Annotated in this window: 18 protein-coding genes; 13 read left to right on the forward strand and 5 right to left on the reverse strand. The window is 62.3% G+C overall.

The features are described 5' to 3' along the window. Nucleotides 1–63 precede the first annotated feature (63 nt). The 6 genes from KW825_RS04710 to KW825_RS04735 all read left to right on the forward strand — a co-directional run bounded on the left by KW825_RS04710 (nucleotide 64) and on the right by KW825_RS04735 (nucleotide 7709). Nucleotides 64–504, forward strand: coding sequence for a universal stress protein (locus tag KW825_RS04710; RefSeq protein ID WP_042653855.1), 441 nt, complete (start codon nucleotides 64–66; stop codon nucleotides 502–504). 231 nt (nucleotides 505–735) lie between these two features. Then, entirely contained in the window at nucleotides 736–1899 is a 1164-nt protein-coding gene (locus KW825_RS04715) for an efflux RND transporter periplasmic adaptor subunit (RefSeq protein WP_218328400.1), read from the forward strand. After that, nucleotides 1896–3986: a MacB family efflux pump subunit gene (locus tag KW825_RS04720; RefSeq protein WP_218328401.1), complete on the forward strand. Its 2091-nt coding sequence runs from the start codon at nucleotides 1896–1898 to the stop codon at nucleotides 3984–3986. Before KW825_RS04715 ends, KW825_RS04720 begins: the two co-directional genes overlap by 4 nt. Nucleotides 3987–3988: 2 nt before the next feature. Beyond that, nucleotides 3989–5404, forward strand: a complete 1416-nt coding sequence (locus KW825_RS04725; protein WP_218328402.1) for an efflux transporter outer membrane subunit — start codon at nucleotides 3989–3991, stop codon at nucleotides 5402–5404. Between the two features lie 132 nt (nucleotides 5405–5536). Next, a complete protein-coding gene (locus KW825_RS04730; RefSeq protein WP_218328403.1) occupies nucleotides 5537–6343 on the forward strand; it encodes a siderophore-interacting protein in 807 nt (268 codons plus the stop codon). A 259-nt stretch (nucleotides 6344–6602) separates the two neighbouring features. After that, entirely contained in the window at nucleotides 6603–7709 is a 1107-nt protein-coding gene (locus tag KW825_RS04735) for a 3-deoxy-7-phosphoheptulonate synthase (protein WP_218328404.1), read from the forward strand. A 500-nt stretch (nucleotides 7710–8209) separates the two neighbouring features. On the opposite strand, the gene KW825_RS04740 is transcribed toward KW825_RS04735, so the two are convergent. Together KW825_RS04740 and dsdC are read right to left on the reverse strand one after the other, a co-directional pair. After that, the gene (locus KW825_RS04740; RefSeq protein WP_042653861.1) at nucleotides 8210–8617 is read right to left on the reverse strand and encodes an H-NS family nucleoid-associated regulatory protein; all 408 of its coding nucleotides are present in this window, start codon (nucleotides 8615–8617) and stop codon (nucleotides 8210–8212) included. Between the two features lie 422 nt (nucleotides 8618–9039). Beyond that, nucleotides 9040–9984: a DNA-binding transcriptional regulator DsdC gene (dsdC, locus tag KW825_RS04745; protein ID WP_218328405.1), complete on the reverse strand. Its 945-nt coding sequence runs from the start codon at nucleotides 9982–9984 to the stop codon at nucleotides 9040–9042. Nucleotides 9985–10214: 230 nt separating this feature from the next. Between dsdC and dsdX the strand changes: the two genes are divergently transcribed. From dsdX to KW825_RS04760, 3 genes are all read left to right on the forward strand, one after another. Continuing rightward, nucleotides 10215–11552 (forward strand): D-serine transporter DsdX, encoded by a 1338-nt coding sequence (dsdX, locus tag KW825_RS04750; protein WP_218328406.1) that lies wholly within the window; start codon nucleotides 10215–10217, stop codon nucleotides 11550–11552. 16 nt (nucleotides 11553–11568) lie between these two features. Beyond that, on the forward strand, nucleotides 11569–12900 hold the full coding sequence (locus KW825_RS04755) for a D-serine ammonia-lyase (RefSeq protein WP_218328407.1): 1332 nt from the start codon (nucleotides 11569–11571) through the stop codon (nucleotides 12898–12900). A gap of 330 nt (nucleotides 12901–13230) precedes the next feature. Continuing rightward, a complete protein-coding gene (locus KW825_RS04760) occupies nucleotides 13231–13407 on the forward strand; it encodes a hypothetical protein (protein ID WP_126623380.1) in 177 nt (58 codons plus the stop codon). A 73-nt stretch (nucleotides 13408–13480) separates the two neighbouring features. Here KW825_RS04760 and icd read toward each other — a convergent pair whose 3' ends face one another. Both icd and KW825_RS04770 read right to left on the reverse strand, forming a co-directional pair. Further along, complete coding sequence (gene icd / locus KW825_RS04765) at nucleotides 13481–14734, reverse strand: NADP-dependent isocitrate dehydrogenase (RefSeq protein WP_042653865.1); 1254 nt, start codon at nucleotides 14732–14734, stop codon at nucleotides 13481–13483. A gap of 202 nt (nucleotides 14735–14936) precedes the next feature. Beyond that, on the reverse strand, nucleotides 14937–15812 hold the full coding sequence (locus tag KW825_RS04770) for an AraC family transcriptional regulator (RefSeq protein ID WP_218328408.1): 876 nt from the start codon (nucleotides 15810–15812) through the stop codon (nucleotides 14937–14939). A gap of 129 nt (nucleotides 15813–15941) precedes the next feature. On the opposite strand from KW825_RS04770, the gene manA reads away from it, so the two are divergent. Together manA and KW825_RS04780 are read left to right on the forward strand one after the other, a co-directional pair. After that, nucleotides 15942–17141 (forward strand): mannose-6-phosphate isomerase, class I, encoded by a 1200-nt coding sequence (gene manA, locus KW825_RS04775; protein ID WP_218328409.1) that lies wholly within the window; start codon nucleotides 15942–15944, stop codon nucleotides 17139–17141. Nucleotides 17142–17436: 295 nt separating this feature from the next. Then, complete coding sequence (locus tag KW825_RS04780) at nucleotides 17437–17985, forward strand: YgjV family protein (RefSeq protein ID WP_371315776.1); 549 nt, start codon at nucleotides 17437–17439, stop codon at nucleotides 17983–17985. 139 nt (nucleotides 17986–18124) lie between these two features. On the opposite strand, the gene KW825_RS04785 is transcribed toward KW825_RS04780, so the two are convergent. Continuing rightward, nucleotides 18125–18274, reverse strand: a complete 150-nt coding sequence (locus tag KW825_RS04785) for a hypothetical protein (protein ID WP_218290719.1) — start codon at nucleotides 18272–18274, stop codon at nucleotides 18125–18127. A gap of 676 nt (nucleotides 18275–18950) precedes the next feature. Here KW825_RS04785 and KW825_RS04790 point away from each other — a divergent pair. Together KW825_RS04790 and KW825_RS04795 are read left to right on the forward strand one after the other, a co-directional pair. Then, nucleotides 18951–20846 carry a PTS fructose transporter subunit EIIC gene (locus KW825_RS04790; RefSeq protein WP_218328410.1) on the forward strand — a complete coding sequence of 632 codons (1896 nt, stop codon included), beginning with the start codon at nucleotides 18951–18953 and terminating at the stop codon, nucleotides 20844–20846. 363 nt (nucleotides 20847–21209) lie between these two features. After that, nucleotides 21210–22007, forward strand: a complete 798-nt coding sequence (locus KW825_RS04795; protein WP_218328411.1) for a hypothetical protein — start codon at nucleotides 21210–21212, stop codon at nucleotides 22005–22007. The last annotated feature ends 69 nt before the right edge of the window (nucleotides 22008–22076 follow it).

A 22076-nucleotide genomic window follows, 5' to 3' on the forward strand; every position in this document is an offset into this window, starting at 1 on the left:
TCGCCATGGGAAGGGACAGCCGTCTTGTCCTCCATGACCCGCACATGCCAAGGAGAACTGCTTATGACCCCAACCAATATAGTGCTGTTGCTGGAAGGCAAGGATTACGAGCAGGAGACGCTGGCCAAGGCGAGCCAGTTGGCGCAGGGAATGGGTTGCACGCTGACCCTGCTGCACCTGACCCACAGTAGCAAGACCCGGCGTGACAGCCTGTCGCTGTCGGAAGAGGAGCGCAGTGCCCAGGGCACTCTGGACGCCAAGGCCGTCATCAGCGAGCTCATCACCACCTTGCGGCATCCGGTGGATTACCAGTGCCTGGTGGTGAATGAGGTGGTGTCGGATCTGCGACGCTGGCTGGCCGCACACCCGACCCAACTGCTGCTGGTCGGCAGCCGTCACCACTGGATGGAAGGCTCCCTGGCGCGCCTGCTCATCTACAAGCTTCCCATCGATATCCAGATCTGCCACGAACCCTATGCCGAGCAGAGCAAGGCCGTCGCCTGATCCCTCGAGCGCCCGCCCCTGGGGTGGGCGCTCTTTTGTTCCCCTCCCCTTTTCCCTGCGCCGCTCAACCCGGTGCCATGGCACCCGCTCGGGACGTGACTGCCCGCTGGCCACAGCGTTACTGACAAGTCCATCCACATGATTTCTTACATATTGCTCGCTGTTTTTTCAGCGCTGTTTGCTGCAGGATATTGCCCTTGCACGGCTTCGCACGTTTCGTTCAGGTGATAAATGAAAATACTCCCCAAGCAGGGCAAGCTCGTCCTGCTCGTCCTCATTCTGCTGGCCATCATCGGTTGGCTGGCCTGGCCCGGCAAGACGCAGGCCCCGGTATTGACCGCCTCCGTCATCCGCCAGGACGTGGAGCAGACCGTGCTGGCCAGCGGTGTCCTGCAAGCCATCGAGCAGGTGGATGTGGGTGCCCAGGTCTCGGGTCAGGTAACCTACCTGGCCGTAGAAGCCGGGCAGCACGTCAAGCAGGGAGACCTGCTGGCGGAGATAGATCCCCTGATCGCCCAGAACAACCTCAAGACCGCCGAGGCGGATCTGGCCAGCCGCCGTGCTCAGCTCAAGATCAAGCAGGCGCAGCTCAAGCAGAACGAGCTGGCCTGGCGCCGCCAGCAGCAGATGTTCAGGCAGGAGGCGAGCTCCCGGGCCGATCTGGAGAGTGCCGAGGCGCAGCTGGCGGTCACCCGGGCCGAGCTGCAGAGTGCCCAGGCCGACGTCGACAGCGCCCTGATCAAGGTGGATCGCACCAAGACAGAGCTGGGCTATAACCGCATTCAGGCCCCCATGGACGGGACAGTCGTCTCCATCGTGACCCGCCAGGGCCAGACCCTGGCCGCCAGCCAGACGGTGCCGACTCTGCTCAAGCTCGCCAACCTGGAGACCATGACGGTCAAGGCCCAGATCTCGGAGGCCGATGTCACCAAGGTCAAGGCTGGCATGCCGGTCTATTTCACCCTGATCGGGGATCCGGATACCCGCTATCACGCCACCCTGCGCACGGTCGAGCTGGCCCCCACCAACATCAACGAGCAGACCGCCAGCAGCACGGCGACCAGCAACGCGGCCGTCTACTACTACGCCCTGTTCGATGTGCCCAACCCGGACCATCAGCTGCGGGTCGCCATGACGACCCAGGTCACCATAGTGCTGGGTGAACGCAAGCAGGTGCTGGCGATCCCCCAAACCGCCCTCGGCAAGAAGCTGGGGGACAACGAATATGAGGTCAGCCTGCTCAAGGACGACGAGCAGAAAGAGACCCGCCGCATCAAGACCGGCATGAAGGACGACATCAAGATCGAGGTGGTGAGCGGCCTGAACGAGCAGGACAAGGTCACCCTGGAGCAGGGCAAGCCCGTCCAGGACGATAACGGGGAGATGAGGCCGTGAGCGAGCCCCTGATCCGGCTCAAGGGCATAGAGCGTCGCTACCAGAGCGGGGAGCAAGAGGTCACGGTGCTGCACCCGCTGGATCTCTGCATCCAGGCGGGGGAGATGGTCGCCATCGTCGGCGCCTCCGGCTCCGGCAAGTCCACCCTGATGAACCTGCTGGGTTGCCTCGACCGCCCCAGTTCGGGCGAGTACCTGTTCCGCGGGCAGGACACCGCCCAGCTGGATGCCCTCGCCCTGGCCCGCCTGCGCTGCCACCACTTCGGTTTCATCTTCCAGCGCTATCACCTGCTGCCCCATCTGGATGCGGCCGCCAACGTGGAGATCCCGGCCATCTACGCCGGCACCTCGCGCCCCGAGCGCCAGCTGCGGGCCCGCACCCTGCTGTCCCGCCTCGGCCTGAGCGATCGCAGCCACCACAGGCCGGGTCAGCTCTCCGGCGGGCAGCAGCAGCGGGTCAGCATAGCCCGGGCGCTGGCCAATGGCGGCGAGGTGATCCTGGCCGACGAACCCACCGGGGCCCTCGACAGCCACAGCGGCAAGGAGGTGATGGCCATCCTCAAGGAGCTGCATGGCCGGGGCCACACCATCATCCTGGTGACCCACGACATGGCGGTGGCCAACCACGCAGATCGCATCATCACCCTGCGCGATGGACGGGTAGTGGAAGACAGTGGCCAGCCCGCGACGGCGACCACAGACCAAGCCGAGCCTGGCCTCCCCCTGCGCGATGGGCGCATGGTGGACGACAGTGGCCAGCCCGCAGCGACGACCATAGACCAGGCCGAACCAGGCCTCCCCCTGCCCGCAGAGCCGGTGGAGAAGCGCGAACCCACGCCGACCCACGCCGCCGGCCAGCCTGCGGCATCCATCACCAAACGGGGCAGCCAGGGCTGGGATCGCTACCGGGAAGCGGGCCGCATGGCCCTGCACGCCATGCTGGCACACCGCATGCGCACCTTCCTCACCATGCTCGGCATCATCATCGGCATCGCCGCCGTGGTCAGCGTGGTCGCCCTCGGCCAGGGGGCCCGCGCCAAGGTGATCAATGACATCAACGCCATGGGCACCAACACCATCGACATCTTCCCCGGCAAGGACTGGGGAGATGAGAAGGCGGCCAGCATCCAGACCCTGAACGAGCGGGATCTCGACGCCCTGCTCGGCCAACCCTATCTGGAGGGGGCCAGCCCCCAGATCGCGACCTCGGGTCAGCTGCGCTATCGCAACAAGACCAGCAGCGGCAACGTGGTCGGGGTCGGCAGCGACTTCTTCCGGGTCAAGGGGATGACGCTCACCCAGGGCCGGCTGTTCGATGAGCGGGATATCCAGAGCCGGACGGCGGTGGCCGTGGTGGATGGCAAGACCATAGAGAGTCTGCTCGGCAAGGAGGACCCCATCGGCCAGGTGGTGCTGGTCGGCACCCTGCCGGTGCGCATCATCGGCGTGGTGGCGCAGGAGACCGGCTTTGGCCGCAGCAGCCAGTCGGTCACCGTCTGGCTGCCCTACAGCGCCGTGATGAGCCGTCTCATCTCCCAGAACCACTTCAGCCAGATCACCATCCGGGTCAAGGACGGGATCCAGCCCGCCCTGGCCGAGCAGGCCGCCGTGGCACTGCTGACCCAACGCCACGGGGTGAAAGACTTCTTCACCTTCAGCAGCGACAGCATCATCAAGTCGGTGGAGAAGACCACCGCCACCATGACCCTGCTGGTCTCCGCCATCGCGGTGATCTCCCTCATCGTCGGCGGCGTCGGGGTGATGAACATCATGCTGGTGTCTGTGGTGGAGCGCACCCGGGAGATCGGGATCCGCATCGCGGTCGGCGCCCGTCAGTCCGACATACTGCAACAGTTCCTGATCGAGGCGGTGATGGTCAGCCTGCTGGGCGGCCTGCTCGGCATCGGCCTGGCCCTGCTCATCGGCTTCGTCTTCTCACTGATAGTGGAAAGCTTCCAGATGCACTTCTCGCTCTTCTCCATTCTGATGGCCTTTGGCTGCTCCTCGCTCATCGGGATCCTGTTTGGTTACCTGCCTGCCCGCAACGCGGCCCGGCTCGATCCGGTCGAGGCGCTGGCAAGGGAATGATGATGCGCAATTTGTCCAGACAGAGGCGCCGCCTCTTATCCAGACAGGGCCGCAGCCTCTTATCGCGACCAGCGCTCTGCCTCGCCGCCGGCCTTGTCCTCAGCGCCTGCAGTCAGCAGAGCACCTATCACCAACCGGATCTGGTCGTGGCGCCGAGCTGGCAGCAGGCCGACGAGGGGCTCACCCAGCAGCAGGCGGGCCTCTGGTGGCAGGGGTTTAAGGATCCCGCCCTCGACCGGCTGGTCGATGCCGTGCTGGCCGCCAACCCGGATATGCAGGTGGCGGGGCTCAGGTTGAAGAACGCCCTGCTTGGCGCCAGCCTGGCCGACACCAATCTCACCCCCTCGGTCAACGCCAGCATAGGGGTCAGCGGCAACAAGAACATGGGCACCGGCGTGACCAGCCGCAATCTGGGCCCCTCCCTCAACCTGGGTTACGAGGTGGATCTGTGGGGCAAACTCGCCTCGGTCCGGGATCAGGCCGGCTGGGAGGCTCAGGCCAGCGAGCAGGATCTGGCGGCCACCCGTCTGATGCTGATCGGCAAGGCGCTGGAGCAGTATTGGCAGCTGGCCTATCTCGGCTCGGCCATCTCCCTCGGCGAGCGCCAGCTCGCCAACTACAGCCGCGCCGAGCAGCTTACCCGCGCCAAATATGACGCCGGTGCCGTTACCCGGCTCGATCTGGTGCAGGCCGGCCAGCAGAAAGCCGGCAAGCAGGCGGAGCTCGCCTCCCTCGTCCTGCAGCGGGAGCAGGCTGGCAATGCCCTGCGGCTCTTGCTCGGCCGCAGCAGCGGTCCGCTGGAGTTCATCCCGGCCGCCCTGACGACCAGCCCCATCCCATCGCTGGCGGTCGGCATCCCGGCCGACGTGCTGGCCCGGCGCCCCGATGTGCGGGCCGCCGAGCTGCGGCTGCGCAAGACGCTGGCCAGGGGGGACGAGATCCGCACCAGCTTCTACCCCAGCCTCAACCTGACCGGCAGCGCCAGCACCACCTCGGACACCCTGACCCAGGTGCTGCAGAATCCGGTGGGGACCCTGGGGGCCACCCTGGCCCTGCCCTTCCTCGAGTACAACAAGACCAAGCTCTCCATCGCCAGCTCCGAGGTCGATTACCAGATCGCCGAGACCGAGTTTCGCAAGCAGCTCTACGGCGCCTTGCTGGAGGTGGAAGACGGACTGGCCGCCCGCCATCAGGGCGAGCAACGCCTGCGCTATCTGGGGCAGCAGCTGGGCTATGCCAGGGAGGCAGAGCGGTTGGCCCGGGCCCGCTTCCAGGCCGGTGCCACCGGGGTACAGCCCTGGCTGGATGAGCAGAATAGGCTGTGGGATGCCGAGCTCAGCCTGTTGACCCAACAGCAGAGCCAGCTCAACACCATGGCCGGGATCTACCAGGCGTTGGGGGGGAGCGATCGGAGCTAGTCTCCCGCCTCTCTGTGCCACGGCCGGGGTAAATATCCCTCCCGGCCGTGGCCCCCTTCCCACCCACAAACCAATTGATAATAATTTTCATTTGATGAAAAATGAGCGCCATTGCCTGTCAGGAGTACTCATATGTCACAGCCCGCCCCGGTCAATCGCCCTCGCCTGCTCACAGTCAAACAGGTCCATGATGTGGGCCCCCATCTGCGCCGCGTCTGTCTGACCAGCCCTGAGCTGGCCGACTACCCCTTCAGCTGTGGCGGCGCCCATATCAAGATCATGCTGCCCCAGCCGGGCCAGCCCCATGCCGTGCTGCCGACCCCGACCCCCAAGGGGCCCCGCTGGGAAGATCCGAGCCAGAAGCCCATCCTCCGCACCTTTACCATCCGCGCCTTCCGGCGTGAGGCGCTGGAGCTGGACATCGACTTCGCCCTGCACGGCGATGCCGGCCCGGCCAGCCGCTTCGCCCTGCGGGTCCAGCCTGGCGATCTGCTGGCCATCTCAGGCCCCGGCGGCCCGGATCCCATGCTGCAGCCGGCCCTGCACTACTACATGGCGGGGGATCTCACCTCCCTGCCCGCCATCAGCGCCATGGCAGAGGTGATGCCGGCCGAAGCCCGGGGCCATATCGCGCTGCTGGTGCCCCATCGGGAAGATGTGCAGGATCTGTCGCTGCCCGTCGGTGTCAGCCTGCGCTGGTTTGTCGGTACTCCCGACCAGACCGAGCCCCTGGTGAACCATTTCACAGCCCTGCCCATGGCCTCTGAGCAGAGCTATTTCTGGTTCGGTGGGGAAGAGGGGCTGGTGGTGCCGCTGCGCCGTCATGTCAGGCGCGCGCTGGAGGTGGATCGTTCCCAGGTCTATGCGGTGCCCTACTGGCGCCACGGCAAGGATGAGGACGCCTACCATCAGGATCGCCATGTCGTGATGGATAGCTGATAACGCCTTATTTTCCTTGTATTTATCGGGCCTTTTCCCATTCTGGATCGGGCCCGATTGCAATCCGGTTTCTGCCCTTTTTACCCCCTCCCCCCATTCTGGTGATCCTCGTTCTAGTGCTTGCATTTGAGACTGACAACAAGATAATGATAATCACTCTCAACAAGGAGTGATATGTCAGCGTCCCTCGCCGCCTGATCCGGCGTCCGGGTTTCGCAGGCACCTCATCGACCCCATTTGCACAGCAAGGTAATCCCAGATGGCAGTTTTGAATTCGGTAATGCGCGCCTTCGCGGTGGAGGCGCTCCCCACTCCTGCCGACCTGTTGGCACAGCATCCCTGCCCTGCCGAGATGGCGGAGCAGATTGACCAGCACCGTCACCAGGTTCGCCAGATCCTGACCGGTGCAGACGATCGCCTGTTGGTGGTGATCGGCCCCTGCTCCATCCATGATCCCCTCGCCGCGCTCGACTATGCTCGGCGCCTGACACGCCTCGCCGAGGCCTATCAGGACCGGCTGTTGATAGTGATGCGCACCTATTTCGAGAAGCCACGCACCACGGTCGGCTGGAAGGGGCTGGTATTCGACCCTCATCTGGATGGCAGCAACGACATCGGCCAGGGTCTGTGCCTGGCGCGCCAGCTGCTGCTCGACATCAACCGGCTGGGGCTGGCCACCGCCACCGAGTTTCTCGATACCACCAGCTTCCTCTACCTGGCCGATCTCATCAGCTGGGGGGCGATAGGGGCGCGCACCACCGAGTCCCAGGTACACAGACAGCTGGCCTCGGCCTTGCCCTGTCCCGTCGGTTTCAAGAACGGCACAGATGGCAATATCCGGGTGGCCATCGATGCCATCCAGGCCAGCAAAGCCTCCCATCTGTTCACCGCCCCCGGCAGCCAGGGTGGCATAGTGGTGATCAAGAGCGAGGGCAATCCGAGCGGCCACATCATCTTGCGCGGTGGCACCCTGCCCAATTATCACCAGAGCGATGTGATGGATGCCGCCGAGCGGTTGGCACGGCAGGGGCTCAACCATCGACTGATGGTGGATTGCAGCCACGGCAACAGCCAGAAACAGCACAAGAACCAGATCCGGGTCGCCGGGGAGCTCTGCCGCCAGCTGAGCGAGGGCAGCGAGGCCATCGCCGCCGTCATGGTCGAGAGCTTCCTGCAGGGGGGGAGCCAGAAACCAGCCCCCCTGAGTGAACTCCAGTACGGCCTGTCGGTCACCGATGCCTGTCTGTGCTGGGATGACAGCCAGACGCTGCTGGCCATGCTGGCCGATGCCGTCGAGGCTCGCCGGCAATCCCAGGGGACAAGCTCGCCGTCGACCCGCCGCGAAGAGGCGTTGCCGGTCAGTTAATCGACCGCTTATTTGTTAATGCCAGGGATCGCTCCAGATCCCTGCATTAAATAGCCGCCATCATTATCCCCAGACACACTGAGCATATCGCCAGTCGCCGAGGGTCAAATAGACCTGCGATAACCCGAGTTAAATAACCCGACATGAGTTAATGCCTTTATGGCCACGCGAACAGCATCTCGGGGAGAACGAAGAAGTCTGACTGAAAGAGTGCCCTCTCATTTCCTCGATGAGGGGGTCCGTCACAGGGTTCTGCGAGTTTCATAGGTGAAAATAAATGGGCTGTATGAGTCCAGCGTTGAGTCGCCGGCAATGATGGGGTCAAGGTTGATCCCATTGCTTCCAGCAGGAGGAATCTTCTTTATTGGATCGAGATGATCATGCAGATCCAGATATGCCGGCGAAAATAGTGCAGCGGCGCCATGGGGGTGATTTCGTATTATCCCAAAAATAATAATGCCGCCCATTGGGCGGCATTATTGACAAGCGGATCCAGACAATCAGATCAAGAAGTCGTTCAGATCCTTGCCCAGCGCAACCTGCTCGGCAATGGCTTTCGGCATACGGCCCTGACCGGTCCAGGTCTTCTCCTGGCCATCTTCCTGATACTTGTACTTGGCAGGACGCGGAGCACGCTTGCTCTTGGCTGCGCCAGCGGCTGCCGGGGCAGCGACGCTGCCGATCAGCTCACGCGGGTCGATACCGGCTTGTTGCAGCATCTCGGTAAATTCGCTCAGCTTGCGCTGACGCTCTTCCTGCTCGGCACGTTCCTGTTCAACAGACTCGGCACGCTCGTTATATACCAGATCAAACTTTTCTTTCGCTTCTTGCAGTTGCTCAAACGGCAGTTCACGAATGGCAGCACGCAAGCTGCGAATGTTCAGTAGAACTTTCAGAAACTCGTTCATTACTTCCTCACAGAATTATTTTTGTATGTCACAGGGATAACACAGTTTGAGAATAGCATGTCCGCTCGATAACAACATAATGATTTTATAGTGCCAGAGGGAGGCTTGACAACATCATGACCATTATTCGTTGCCGTTAATTCACACTGTTGTCGTTATTGAAAAAGAGGGCAGCTAGACATTATTTTCTTCAGCCTTGGTTAATCACGGTCAGATCCTCAGCCAGGATATTCGTCGATCCGATAAATGAGCATGGAGTCATCCAAGCACCGGGGGATGATAAAACACCAGATCTCTCCCGACTCATGTCAGTCTGCCATCCACTGCGAATACCAAGGGCATTATCCACTCACCGGATAAAATAAGCCGCGGTGAGCCAGCCAGCCCCGCCACAGGAATACCCCGCCTTGCGGCCCTCCGACTCAGCACGCCATCGCGGCCTGGGCGCCTATCCAGTCGATGAAGGCCTGGATCTTGGGGCACTGGCGGTTGGGGAGCGTCGCCATGTAGTAACGCTGCTCGCAGCGCACCTCCCTGCCCGGGAAGGGCTCCACCAGCTCGTTGCGCTCCAGCCGCTGGCGCACCAGGTTCTTGCGGCCCATGGCCACCCCGGCGTGATTCATGGCGGCGATGATGGCGAGATCGGAGCGATCGAAGCCCATGCTCGACTGACAGCCGTCGAGGGAGATCCCGGCCTGACGGGCCCAGCTGCACCACTCGTCGGTGTCGGAATCGTACCCCCAGGCCTGCCTGTCGTGCAGCAGGCGACAGCGAGACAAGTTGTCAGGGTTATCCAGCAGCCCATGCTGCTCGGCATAGTCGGGGCTGCATACCGGCACCATGTATTCATCCATCAGCGGGTGGATGGCGAGCCGCTCCGGCATCTTGTCGTCGAAATAGATCGTCAGATCGATGCCATAGCCGTGCAGGTTGACGTTCTCGTTGCCGGTCATGATGTTGAGATCGATCTGGGGATGCAGGCGGGAGAAGTCCGCGAGCCGCGGCACCAGCCAGCACTGGGCGATGGAGGGGCGGGAGTAGACGGTCAGGGAACCGGACAGCTCCTGATTCTTGATCTCCAGGATCTCCTGATTGATGAACTCCAGCGAGGACTTGAGCGCCCAGAAGATCCGCTGCCCCTCCACCGTCAGCATCACCTTGCGGTGAAAACGCTGGAACAGCTTGAAGCCAAGCTCCTCTTCCAGCGCACCAATCCGGTGGCTCACCGCGCTCGGGCTGAGCGCCAGTTCATCCGCCGCCAGGGCAAAGGAGCAATGGCGGGCCGCCGCCTCGAAGGTGTGCAGCTTGGAGAGTTGATAGCCGCTCAGCAGCTTGTTTCTCGATACATAGTTGTCTTCGGTATACATCCGCCTTCCCCACCACCGGCTAAAGATCGCCGTCATGATATCCCGGAAAGCCCGCTTTAGGATGAAGCAACCGAATCCAAGTCACAGATCCACAGCTAAATGTGATGAATGTGGCACCTTTGCATCAACCCAGCTCATCCAAGACGCCATTTTCATCATTTGTCAGCCCGGCGCCATTCCCGTTCAATAGGCCCATCGTTCATCTCTTATCACCCTTGTCGAGGCGCAGTATGAATTCTGAAATGTGGGTCGTCGGTACCTTGCTGACTAGCATCATCCTGATCGTCTTCACCATAGTGAAGGGCAGGATCCACCCCTTCCTCGCCCTGCTGCTGGCGAGCTTCTATGTCGGCACCATGATGGGGATGAACCCGGTCAAGATGGTCAGTGCCATGGAGGAGGGCATAGGCGGCACCCTGGGTTTCCTCGCCGCCGTCATCGGCCTTGGCACCATACTCGGCAAGATGATGGAGGTATCGGGCGCCGCCGAGCGCATCGGTCTCACCCTGCAGAAATGCCGCTGGCTCTCGCCTCAGGTCATCATGGTGCTGGTCGGCCTGGTGTGCGGCATCACCCTGTTCGTCGAGGTGGGGGTGGTGTTGCTGATCCCGCTCGCCTTCTCCATCGCCCGCAAGACCAACACCTCGCTGCTGACGCTCGCCATCCCGCTCTGCACCGCCCTGATGGCCGTGCACTGCATAGTGCCGCCCCATCCGGCCGCGCTCTATGTCACCAATCAGCTGGGAGCCGATATCGGATCCGTCATCGTCTATGGCCTCGCGGTCGGGCTCTTTGCCTCCCTGGTCGGCGGCCCGCTGTTTCTGAAGCTGCTGGGCAAACGGGTTCCGTTCAAAGAAGTACCCGCCGCCTTTGCGAATATCGAGGCGCGCGATGAGGCCGAGCTCCCCTCCCTCTGCGCCTCCCTCTTCACCGTGCTGCTGCCCATACTGCTGATGCTGGCCAAGACGGTGGCCGAGCTGAACATGGATCAGAGCTCCATCCTCTATACCCTGCTGGAGTTTATCGGCAACCCCATCACCGCCATGTTCATCGCCGCCTTCACCGCCTACTACGTGCTGGGGATCCGCCAGAGCATGAAGATGGAAGGGCTGCTGGACAAGACCGAGCAGTGCTTCTCCTCCATCGCCAACATACTGCTGATCATCGGGGCCGGCGGCGCCTTCAACGGCGTGCTCAAGGCCAGTGGCCTGGGGGACAGCCTCGCCACCATCCTCTCCCAGCTGGACATGCACCCCATACTGCTGGCCTGGCTGGTGGCCATAGTGCTGCACGCCGCCGTCGGCTCCGCCACCGTCGCCATGATGGGGGCCACTGCCATCGTCGCCCCCATCATGGTGCACTACCCGAACATCAGCCCGGAGATCATGACCCTCGCCATCGGCTCAGGCGCCATCGGCTGCACCATGGTGACCGACTCCCTGTTCTGGCTGGTGAAGCAGTATTGCGGCGCTACCCTGAACGAAACGCTCAAGTACTACACCAGTGCCACCCTCCTCGCCTCCCTGATGGCGCTGGCCGGCACCTTCCTGCTCTCCTATATCGTGTAAAAGACAGAGACATCCCATGAAAAATACCGACATTGCGCAGCTCATTTCTCAGTACCCGCTGGTTCAGACGCTGATCTCTCTCGAGCCTGTGACCTGGTTCAACCCCAATGCCACCACATTGGCGGCCGGCCTGCCCTACGTGGGGCTGGATCAACGCGACGTCGCGGACGCCTCAGCCCGCCTGGCCCGCTTCGCCCCCTACCTGTGCCAGGCCTTCCCCGAGACCCGTGCCATGCGGGGCATTCTGGAGTCCGAAGTCGCGGTCATCCCGGCCCTGCAAGCGACCCTCAACCAGCGCTACGGCGTTGACCTCACCGGCCGGCTGCTGCTGAAAAAAGACAGCCACCTGCCGATCTCCGGCTCCATCAAGGCCCGTGGCGGCATCTACGAGGTGCTGACCCACGCCGAGCAGCTGGCGATCAAGGCCGGGTTGCTGCGCGAAGACGACGACTACAGCAAGCTGTTCAGCGATGAGTTCCGCCGCTTCTTCGGCCAATACAGCATCGCCGTGGGCTCGACCGGCAACCTCGGCATGTCCATCGGCATCATGAGCGCCAAGCTCGGCTTCACCGTCACCGTGCACATGTCCGCCGATGCGCGGGAGTGGAAGAAGCGCAAGTTGCGCGAACACGGGGTCATAGTGGTGGAATACGCCGAGGATTACGGGGTGGCCGTGGAGCAGGGGCGCAAGGAGGCCGAGCGCGATCCCAACTGCTTCTTCATCGATGACGAGAACTCCCGCACCCTGTTTCTCGGCTACTCGGTGGCGGGCGAGCGGCTGAAAAAGCAGTTCGATGAGATGGGCATCGAGGTGGATGCCGAACACCCGCTGTTCGTCTACCTGCCCTGCGGAGTGGGCGGCGGTCCGGGCGGGGTGGCGTTTGGCCTGAAACTCGCATTCGGGGATGACGTTCACTGCTTCTTCGCCGAGCCCACCCACTCCCCCTGCATGCTGCTCGGGGTGCACACCGGCCTGCACGATCAGATCGCGGTGCAGGATCTGGGGATCGACAACCTCACCGCCGCCGATGGCCTGGCGGTGGGGCGCGCCTCCGGTTTCGTCGGCCGCGCCATGGAACGGCTGCTCGATGGCTTCTACACCCTGAGCGATCAGGAGATGTATGACCTGCTGGGGCTGCTGGCGCGGGACGAGCAGATCCGCCTCGAGCCCTCCGCCCTCGCCGGCATGCCGGGTCCCTGGCGGGTCAGCGCCGATGGCGAGTGGCAGGCATCCCTCGGTCTGGATACCCGGCGCATGGCACAGGCCACCCACCTGGTGTGGGCCACCGGCGGTGGCATGGTGCCGGTGGACGAGATGGCAAAATACCTGGCCACCGCCAACATCTGATCTTTTTTTAAGCCGCAAAACCCGCCACCCTGGCGGGTTTTTCTCTTCTGGGATCAGCAAGATGGCATGCTCTTTACCCAAGATCTGCCGGCACCCACGCCCCTCCCCCTGCCGTCAATCCCCCCAAGTTGGTTATTTTGTGATACGATAGGGGCCGTTTTTTGACATCTGCGCCCCGTTGACGCCCATATCCGGCGAGATCACTACCCAATCCGGTGATAACAACGAGCAGTCGCGCAGCACAACAAGTGACCTGGTTGAGTCATATCTGGCGAGTTCGCTCGGCCAGAGGGCAATCACCAAGGGCACCTTAGATAAGGAGATCGGGCAATGAAACAGTATCAAAGCTGGCTGGGACAATATCTGATGAGCCGTCGCGATGGCGATCACGCCATGGCCTCCGAACTCGCCAACTCCATCTGCGAGTTCTGGCAGGCCCAGGGCGACGAAGCCGAGAGCAGCAAGTGGCAGCAACGTTATCAACAACACATAGAGCAGGCGCAATAAGGCAAGAGCCTTCGTCTGTCACCCATAAAAAAACCGGCGCTCATGGCGCCGGTTTTGCTTTTGGGAAACCCGATTACATCTGGTCGACCATGTCCTGGGCGAACTGGGAGCAGGAGCGCAGGGTGGCGCCTTCCATCAGTCGCTCGAAGTCATAGGTGACCGTCTTGTTGGCGATGGCCGCTTCCATGCCCTTGATGATGAGATCGGCCGCTTCGACCCAACCCAGGTGGCGCAGCATCATCTCGGCGGAGAGAATGAGGGAGCCTGGGTTGACCTTGTCCTGACCGGCATACTTGGGCGCGGTGCCATGAGTCGCCTCGAACAGCGCCACACCGTCGCCAATGTTGGCGCCCGGGGCGATGCCGATACCACCGACCTGAGCGGCCAGGGCGTCGGAGATGTAGTCACCGTTCAAGTTCATACAGGCGATGACGTCATACTCGGCCGGACGCAGCAGGATCTGTTGCAGGAAGGCATCGGCGATGACGTCCTTGACGATGATGGTCTTGCCGGTCTTCGGGTTCTTGAAGGAGCACCAGGGGCCGCCGTCGATCAACTGGGCGTCGTACTCTTTCTGGGCCAGGGCATAGCCCCAATCCTTGAAGGCACCTTCGGTGAACTTCATGATGTTGCCCTTGTGCACCAGGGTCACGGAGTCGCGATCGTTGTCGACGGCGTACTCGATGGCGGCACGGACCAGACGCTCGGTCCCGGCCTTGGACATCGGCTTGATGCCGATGCCGCAAGACTCGGGGAAGCGGATCTTCTTCACGCCCATCTCGTTTTGCAGGAAGGCGATGACCTTCTTCGCTTCATCGCTGTCCGCCTTCCACTCGATGCCGGCGTAGATGTCTTCGGCGTTCTCGCGGAAGATCACCATGTCGGTCAGATCCGGACGCTTGACCGGGCTCGGGGTCCCTTCGTAGTAACGGACCGGGCGCAGGCAGATGTAGAGATCCAGCTCCTGGCGCAGAGCCACGTTGAGGGAGCGAATACCGCCACCGACCGGGGTGGTCAGCGGGCCCTTGATGGCCACGCAGTATTCACGAATGAAATCCAGGGTTTCGGCCGGCAGCCAGGCACCTTCGCCATAGACATGAGTCGATTTCTCGCCGGTATAGATCTCCATCCAGGCGATCTTGCGCTCGCCTTTGTAGGCTTTCTCGACCGCGGCATTCACCACACTCAACATGGCCGGGGTCACGTCCACACCGATGCCATCCCCTTCGATAAACGGAATGATCGGGTGGTTGGGAACCTTCAGCTTGCCGTTGGCATCGACTGTGATTTTCTGACCCTGGGTCGGGATAACTACTTTGCTTTCCATCGGCATCTCCTAACTTCCGTTTGTTATAAATCTGATCGTTGCGCGCGGCCATCTTAGCCCATCCATTTTCATAATCAAATGGCGAGCGTGCATGTCCGACCATAGTCGAGTACTGGATCACAGTGCGCTCTGTCCGTACGCGCCCGGCATGCGGCGAGGCCCGCCGGCGCCAGCGCCGATGCGGGTCCAATGGCATCCGTCCTCATCCCGCCAGATCCTCCGGCTGCCCCTGGGGCTGGCTCAGGGAGCGGTACTGGGACGGGGTCAGCCCGGTCTTCTGCTTGAACACCCGGCAGAAATAGTTCACATCGCCGTAACCGCAGCGGCTCGCCACCTCCTCCAGCCGGAAGCGGTACTTTTTCAGCATGAACTTGGCCCTGTCGATCCGCACCCAGCTGATGTAGTCCGCCAGCCGCATGTGGCCCTGCTCGCGAAACAGGTGGGAGAGATGGCTGGCCGAGACGTTGAAGCGGTGGGCGATGGAGTCCCGGGTGACGGGGCGGTGAAAGTTCTCCTGAATGTAGATGCAGATGCCGTGAAACAGATCCGCTCCCCTGGGCCGCTCGGCGGCGGATTCTGCCAGCAGCTGGCGGGCGCTGGTGAGCAGCGCCTGCAGCAGGTGGTTGTCGGTGGGGGAGCGGCCGGGATCCTCGGTCAGCACGTTGAGCGCCGCCAAGATGTGTTCGAGCACGTGGCCGGCCCTGGCCATGATGCTGTGCTTTTGCACATCGAAGAAGTCGGGGTCCTCCCGCCGCTTGCTCACCAGGCTGAAGCCGAGCTGGCGCTTGCCAAACAGCAGGCTCAGCACCGAGCAGTCGGTGGTCCATTGTGGCTTGTTCCAGCCGTTGGGGGGGATGTAGAGCGCCTGCCCCGGCAGCACGCTGATCTCCTTGCAGCCCAGCTCCTTGTCCCAGATCTGGTTGCGGTATTCGCCGCTGAACACCAGTTCGAGGCGGGGAAAGTTGACCTGATAGCTGAAGCCGGGTGGAACCCCCTGCTCGCTGGCGAACCAGATCTGCTCGAAAGGAACCTGTTCGTGGAGGGCGCCGTCGAGCAGCTGGCTGAAGATGAGTGACATGATGATCCCGATCAAGAGAGAGGCAAGCGATTGCGGCGGCAAAGGTCGCCCATGTTATAGTCCGGGCCGGACCGTCAATTCCACCCTTTTCTGCAAACCACTTTCTTCAAACTCAATGAGGCGTCCCTTATGAGCAGTCGAGATCTGCCCTCCTTTCTGTTGATGCAAAACCCGATTCAAGGCTACGACTGGGGCAGCCATGACGCCCTCACCACCCTGTTTGGCATCCCCAATCCGGACGGCAAACCCCAGGCCGAGCTGTGGATGGGCGCCCATCCCAACGGCTGCTCCGAGGTGAACCTGGCGGGCGGCGCACAGAAGCTCTCCGCCGTTATCGAGGCCGCCCCCAGCGCCGTGCTGGGCGAGGCCACAGTCGCCCGCTTCGGCAGCCTGCCGTTCCTGTTCAAGGTGCTCTGTGCCGAGAAGGCGCTCTCCATCCAGGTGCATCCCAGCAAGGCGCAGGCCGAAGCGGGATTTGCCAAGGAAGAGGCCGCCGGCATCGACGCCAAGGCGAGCAATCGCAACTACAAGGATCCGAACCACAAGCCGGAGCTGGTGTTTGCCCTCACCCCCTATCAGGCGATGAACGGTTTTCGCGCCATTCCCGCCATCCTGGCGCTGTTCGAGCGGGTCAAGCTGCCAGCCCTGGCCGAGCTGGTCGCGGCCCTCGCCGCCAACCCGCATGAGGCTGGGCTGCAACACTTCTTCCACCAGCTGCTGATCCTGGCAGGAGCGCGCAAGGAGGAAGCCCTGACGGGGCTGCTGGCCTATGCCGCCGAGCATCGGGACGAGGAGACCTTCGCGCTGATCACCAGCCTGGCCGCCCAGTACCCGGGGGATGTGGGGCTGTTCTCGCCGCTGCTGCTGAACGTGGTGACCCTCGAGCCGGGCCAGGCCATGTTCCTCGATGCCTGCACCCCCCACGCCTATGTGCGCGGCACCGGCCTCGAGATCATGGCCAACTCCGACAACGTGCTGCGCGCCGGTCTCACCCCCAAGTACATAGACGTGGCCGAACTGCTGGACTGCACCCGTTGCGTCGCCAAACCCGACGATCAGATCCTGCTTGCCCCCCGCCTCGAGGGTGAGGTGCAGCACTTCGAGGTGCCGGTGCCGGACTTCACCTTCAGCGTCTATCCGGCCGGTGAGCATGCACTCACCACCGCCAGCGCCGAGATCCTGTTTGCCATCGATGGCACAGTGACGCTCAGGCAGGGTGAGCAGATACTGCGGCTGGAGAAGGGCCAGTCCGCCTTCGTCCCCGCCGCCACCGGCGACTATCGGCTGCTGGCCGAGGGCCGGGTCGCCCGCGCCGGCAACCGCTGCTAACGGCTGTCTTGCTAAAGCGATAACCGGACAAGGGCCATCATCGATGGCCCTTGTCATTGGTGCCAGATCCCGACCTGGCCTCCCTCTCTTGGCCCTCCCGCAGCGCGGCGCCTTGACGGGCGCCGGCCGTCACATGGTACGATTCCGCACCGGCCACGGCCCCCTGATAGAAACCCCCCATGAATGACCCCCTGACCCTATCCGTTGCGTTCACAGTCGCGATCGCCTGCGGCAAACCGACCCGCAGCCAACACAATGACTGCCAGCCAAGGCTGCTCTGCAAGGGCCCTCTCCTGTGAGCGCCGAGCCGAGCTGGCTGATGCCGCTCTGGACGCTGTTCCAGCAACAACCCCTGGCGCAGGGCATCGGCCTTGCCGCCATGCTGGTCGGGATCAGCGCCTTCCGGCAACGGGACGACGGGCGTTTTCGACTGCGGCTTTGCCTCTATCAGGCGGCCATCGCCCTCCACTTCTTCCTGATGGGCGCCAGCACGGCGGCCCTCAGCGCAGGTCTCAGTTGCATTCGAACCACCGCCTCGGGGCACACCCGCAGCCCCTGGGTGATGCTGTTCTTCCTGATCCTGGTCTGGGCGCTCGGCATTCCCCAGATCACGAACCCGGTGCAGTGGTTGCCCATCATAGGCACCACCATAGGCACCTGGGGACTGTTCCGCGCCCAGGGCATCACGCTGCGGCTGAGCATGCTGGCGGGGGGCCTGTGCTGGACCAGCCACAACATACTGATAGGCTCCATCGGGGGCAGTCTGATCGAAGTCAGTTTCCTGTTCGTCAACTGCCACACCATGTACCGCATGTGGCGACAACCGCAGTCGAGCCCGGCCTGACCCCGCCCGGCGTTGCCGGCCCGCGGTCTGAGAGAGTTGAGCAAGGTCGAGATGAGCTTGAAAAAAAACCACCGCCCTGTCTCGGGGCGGTGGTTTTTGATTATCTGCACAACCGGTAGCCATGATGGCCGTCGGCAGGCTAGTGTTCTGCCGCTTCCGGCTGGGGAACCTCGGTACGCTCCCGCTGCAGTTCATCGACCCTGGCCTGCCACTTGTCATGGGCCTGCTTCTGCCCTTGTGACTCAAACTCATGGCGCATGGTGTCGATCTCTTGGTCAAGTTTTTCCATCAGGATGTCTCCTTACATCAATAGGGTTACACACTGGCTGACGGCACTGTTGGCCAACCTGCTCACAGAGTGTGACACCACTATCCCCCCAACTGTCCAACGAAATAAACGATTGATTATCCATAACCCAATCTAAAAATTGGGTGCTAGCCCTCTCGGCAGACCGGCCGACAGAGCCAAAGCAGGGGGTGCTGCCACCTTTGTCCACTCCAATTGCGCAGCAATATCAGCCACCTATCCCCACGGTTCTCGCCGTCACGCCCTTGCTGACGGCCCGTGCGCGCCGCCGGTTTGGCCGCCTCAAACTGCGACGGCAGTCGCCTGCCCTCGCCCCCGCCAGCCGCATTTTTGCCAGACGGCTCACATTTCAGGGGGTGGCAATAGCACACAAATCTCCATCCCCTGTGACTGACCGGCGAGGCAGATGGCCCCTTGCCCCCTTGGCCCTCATTCCAAAAACCACAATAACCATATGTTTTTAAATGATATTAAATGCAGGTCGGCAGACCATCCTCCCGAAACCAAAATGCGAGCAGGGTCACAGGCCCGGCGCACTGACACAAAAATCCAGTAAAGGGCACATATGTCCGATTTCGATGAACCGGCAAGGGCGAAACAATAGACGGGTCAATTGTTACCCATCGCAACGGCTCCACGAAGGAGCCAGGAGACACATATGCTCACCTCGTTGATAGATGAAGGACTGATCTGCCTCGACATCGTCGCCAAAGACAAACAGGGGCTGTTTGTCGAGCTGGCCGCCCGGCTCAAGGCCAGCGGCAAGATTGCCAATCAGGACCAGTTCGTACGCGACCTCTGGGCACGGGAAAATCTCGACAACACCGGCTTCGAGCAGGGGGTCGCCCTGCCCCACGCCAAGAGCGAGGCGGTACTCCAGCCCGCCATCGTCATCGGCATCAGCCGCCAGGGGATAGACTACGGCGCCGAAGATGGGCAGCCCTCCAAGCTGTTCTTCATGATTGCCTCCCCGGCCGGCGGCGCCAACCACCATATCGAGGTGCTGGCCGAGCTCTCCACCAAGCTGCTGGAGCCAGGCTTCATCCCGCAGATGCAAGCGGCCACCAGCAAGGCCGAGGTGCTCAGCCTGTTGAGCAGCGCCCAGCCCGACACCAAGCCGCGGCCACAGGCCAAAGCCCAGGCGAAGCCCAGCCTGCCTGAGCCCCAGGATCGCAGCATCAAGGCCCAGCTCGGCACCCTCAAGCAGCACCTGCTGTTTGGCACCTCCCACATGATCCCCTTCATCGTCGCGGGGGGCGTCTTGCTGTCGCTGTCGGTGATGATGAGCGGCAAGGGCGCGGTGCCCGAGGCCGGGGTACTCAAGGACATGGCCGACATGGGCATCGCGGGGCTGACGCTCTTCACCGCCGTGCTCGGCGGCTACATCGCCTACTCCATGGCGGACAAACCGGGCCTGGCGCCCGGCATGATCGGCTCCTGGATCGCGGTGCAGCAGTTCCACACCGGTTTTCTCGGCGCCATCCTGGTGGGCTTCATCGCGGGCCTCATCGTCAATCAGCTCAAACGCATAAAACTACCGGACTCCATGAGTTCGCTCGGCTCCATCTTCATCTATCCGCTGATCGGCACCTTCCTGGTGTGCGGCATAGTGATGTGGGTGATAGGCGCCCCCATCGCCGCCATGATGGACGGGATGAACCACTGGCTCTCCAGCATGGCAGGCTCCGGCAAGGTGATGCTGGGCGCCATCCTGGGCGGCATGACCGCCTTCGACATGGGCGGCCCGGTCAACAAGGTCGCCACCCTGTTCGCCCAGACCCAGGTCAACACCCAACCCTGGCTGATGGGCGGCGTCGGCATCGCCATCTGCGTGCCGCCACTCGGCATGGCGCTGGCCACCCTGCTCTCGCCCCGTCGTTACAAGAAAGAGGAGCGTGAAGCGGGCAAGGCGGCCGCCATCATGGGCATGATCGGCATCAGCGAGGGGGCCATTCCCTTTGCCGCCGCCGACCCGGTGCGCGTTATCCCGGCAATCGTCGCGGGCGGCATCGTCGGCAACATCACCGGCTTCATGATGCACAGCATCAACCACGCCCCCTGGGGCGGCTGGATAGTGCTGCCGGTGGTGGAAGGCAAGATGGGCTACATCCTGGGCACAGTGCTCGGCGCCCTGACCACGGCCCTCATCGTCAACCTGCTGAAAAAGCCGGTGACCGAGGATGAAGAAGTGAGCCAGCCCGACAGCGACTACCAGGCCATCGAGGCTGAGGGTGAGGCGGACGTGCTCGCCATCACCGCCTGCCCGTCCGGCGTGGCCCACACCTTCCTCGCCGCCAAGAGCCTGCAAAAGGCGGCCGCCAAACAGGGGATCAAGCTGAAAGTAGAGACCCAGGGCGCCAACGGCATCATCAACCGCATCACCGCCAAAGACGTGGCCAACGCCCGCTACGTCATCCTGGCCCACGACGTGGCTATCAAGAACCGGGAGCGATTCAAGGACATCGAGATCATCGATGTGAAGACCAAGGAGGCCATCCACAATCCGGAAGGGTTGCTGGCCCGCACCCTGGCAGGCAGCAGCAAGGTAGCCTGACGAGACTGGCACTGACTGCAGATGAAGAAAAGCGAAGGGGCCTCAGGGCCCCTTCTTGTATGTCAGCGTGTCACCCCCTATGACAAGACCAAGCTTGCTCTCTTCAGGCGCCACCGATACGACCGGGCAGCAGCAGAGCCCCATCTGTCATGCGGTCATATCGGCGATTGACCCAAGTGGGGATGGCAGCCCCCCTTGCCGGCTCGCTAACATACTGACGCCATCCTTTCCCTATCCGGAGCCCCTGCATGGATCTGTTCTTACTGTTTGGCCTGCTCGCCATGGGGGCGACGCGCTGGACGGCGCCTGACCAGGGCCTTGAACCGCAACATTGATCACTCAGGCATAGAAAGGAAGGATGAGATGGACGCTGATCTGACCACCCTGCGCAGGCGCTGGCTTAAAAAACATCTGCGAGAGCTGCGAGCCGCGAAAAACGAAGAGGAAGAGCAAGGGGGAATGCTACGTTTCGTCGGCATTCTGTGCGCCGCGCTCCCATTGCTGACGGCTACCGTGTACTTCGTGGGAATGCGCTACCACCATGGCTATCTTGGCCAGTTTGGGCTTGAGAGTACCGAGTTCTCGCTGCCCGCAGACACCACGCTTCTTCTCGGGTTTTATCTACTTATCAAGCTGTGTCTGCCATACGTGCTCCCCCTTGTTTTGACAGTAGGGGGATTGTTTATCGTGCTCTCGCTTCTGTTTTTCAAGGCGAGGTGGCGACTGACGCTCTCCTGGTGGCTGGTTCGCTTCTTCGTGCTGCTTCCCATCGTGCTGAGAGGAGTAAAAATTGCCCATCAGTATCCCGCCCCCTTTACCTTCAACTGTTTGATTTGGCTAAAAAGCGCCTACTTGAAATTCACCATTTTTATCCTTCTCCCCTTGCTGGTCATTTGGGCGTCCGAACATATCAGACCCATGGGGAAAGCGCTGGCCCGCAGCCAGATCGAAAAAGTTGAAACAGGCACCTGGCCAGTGACCGAGGCCCATAGCCTGTCACCCCTGCTGGGGAATGAACCCCATATCCGCATCGCCTGCAACGGCAGCCATTGTGCCTATCGCCTCAAGGGGGGCGACACCCTGATCCTGCGCTTCGATCAGATTGAGCAGACCCGCTACCGGCCCGAACAGCCCTCCCAAGATGAAGCAAGCCGCCCCTGAGGTGGCCCACTCACCGTTAGCCCCGGCGCCCTTTGCCATCGCCATAAAAAAATCCGGGGCCAGTAACTG

Source organism: Aeromonas sp. sif2433, from assembly GCF_019218705.1.
Classification (GTDB): Bacteria; Pseudomonadota; Gammaproteobacteria; order Enterobacterales; family Aeromonadaceae; genus Aeromonas; species Aeromonas encheleia.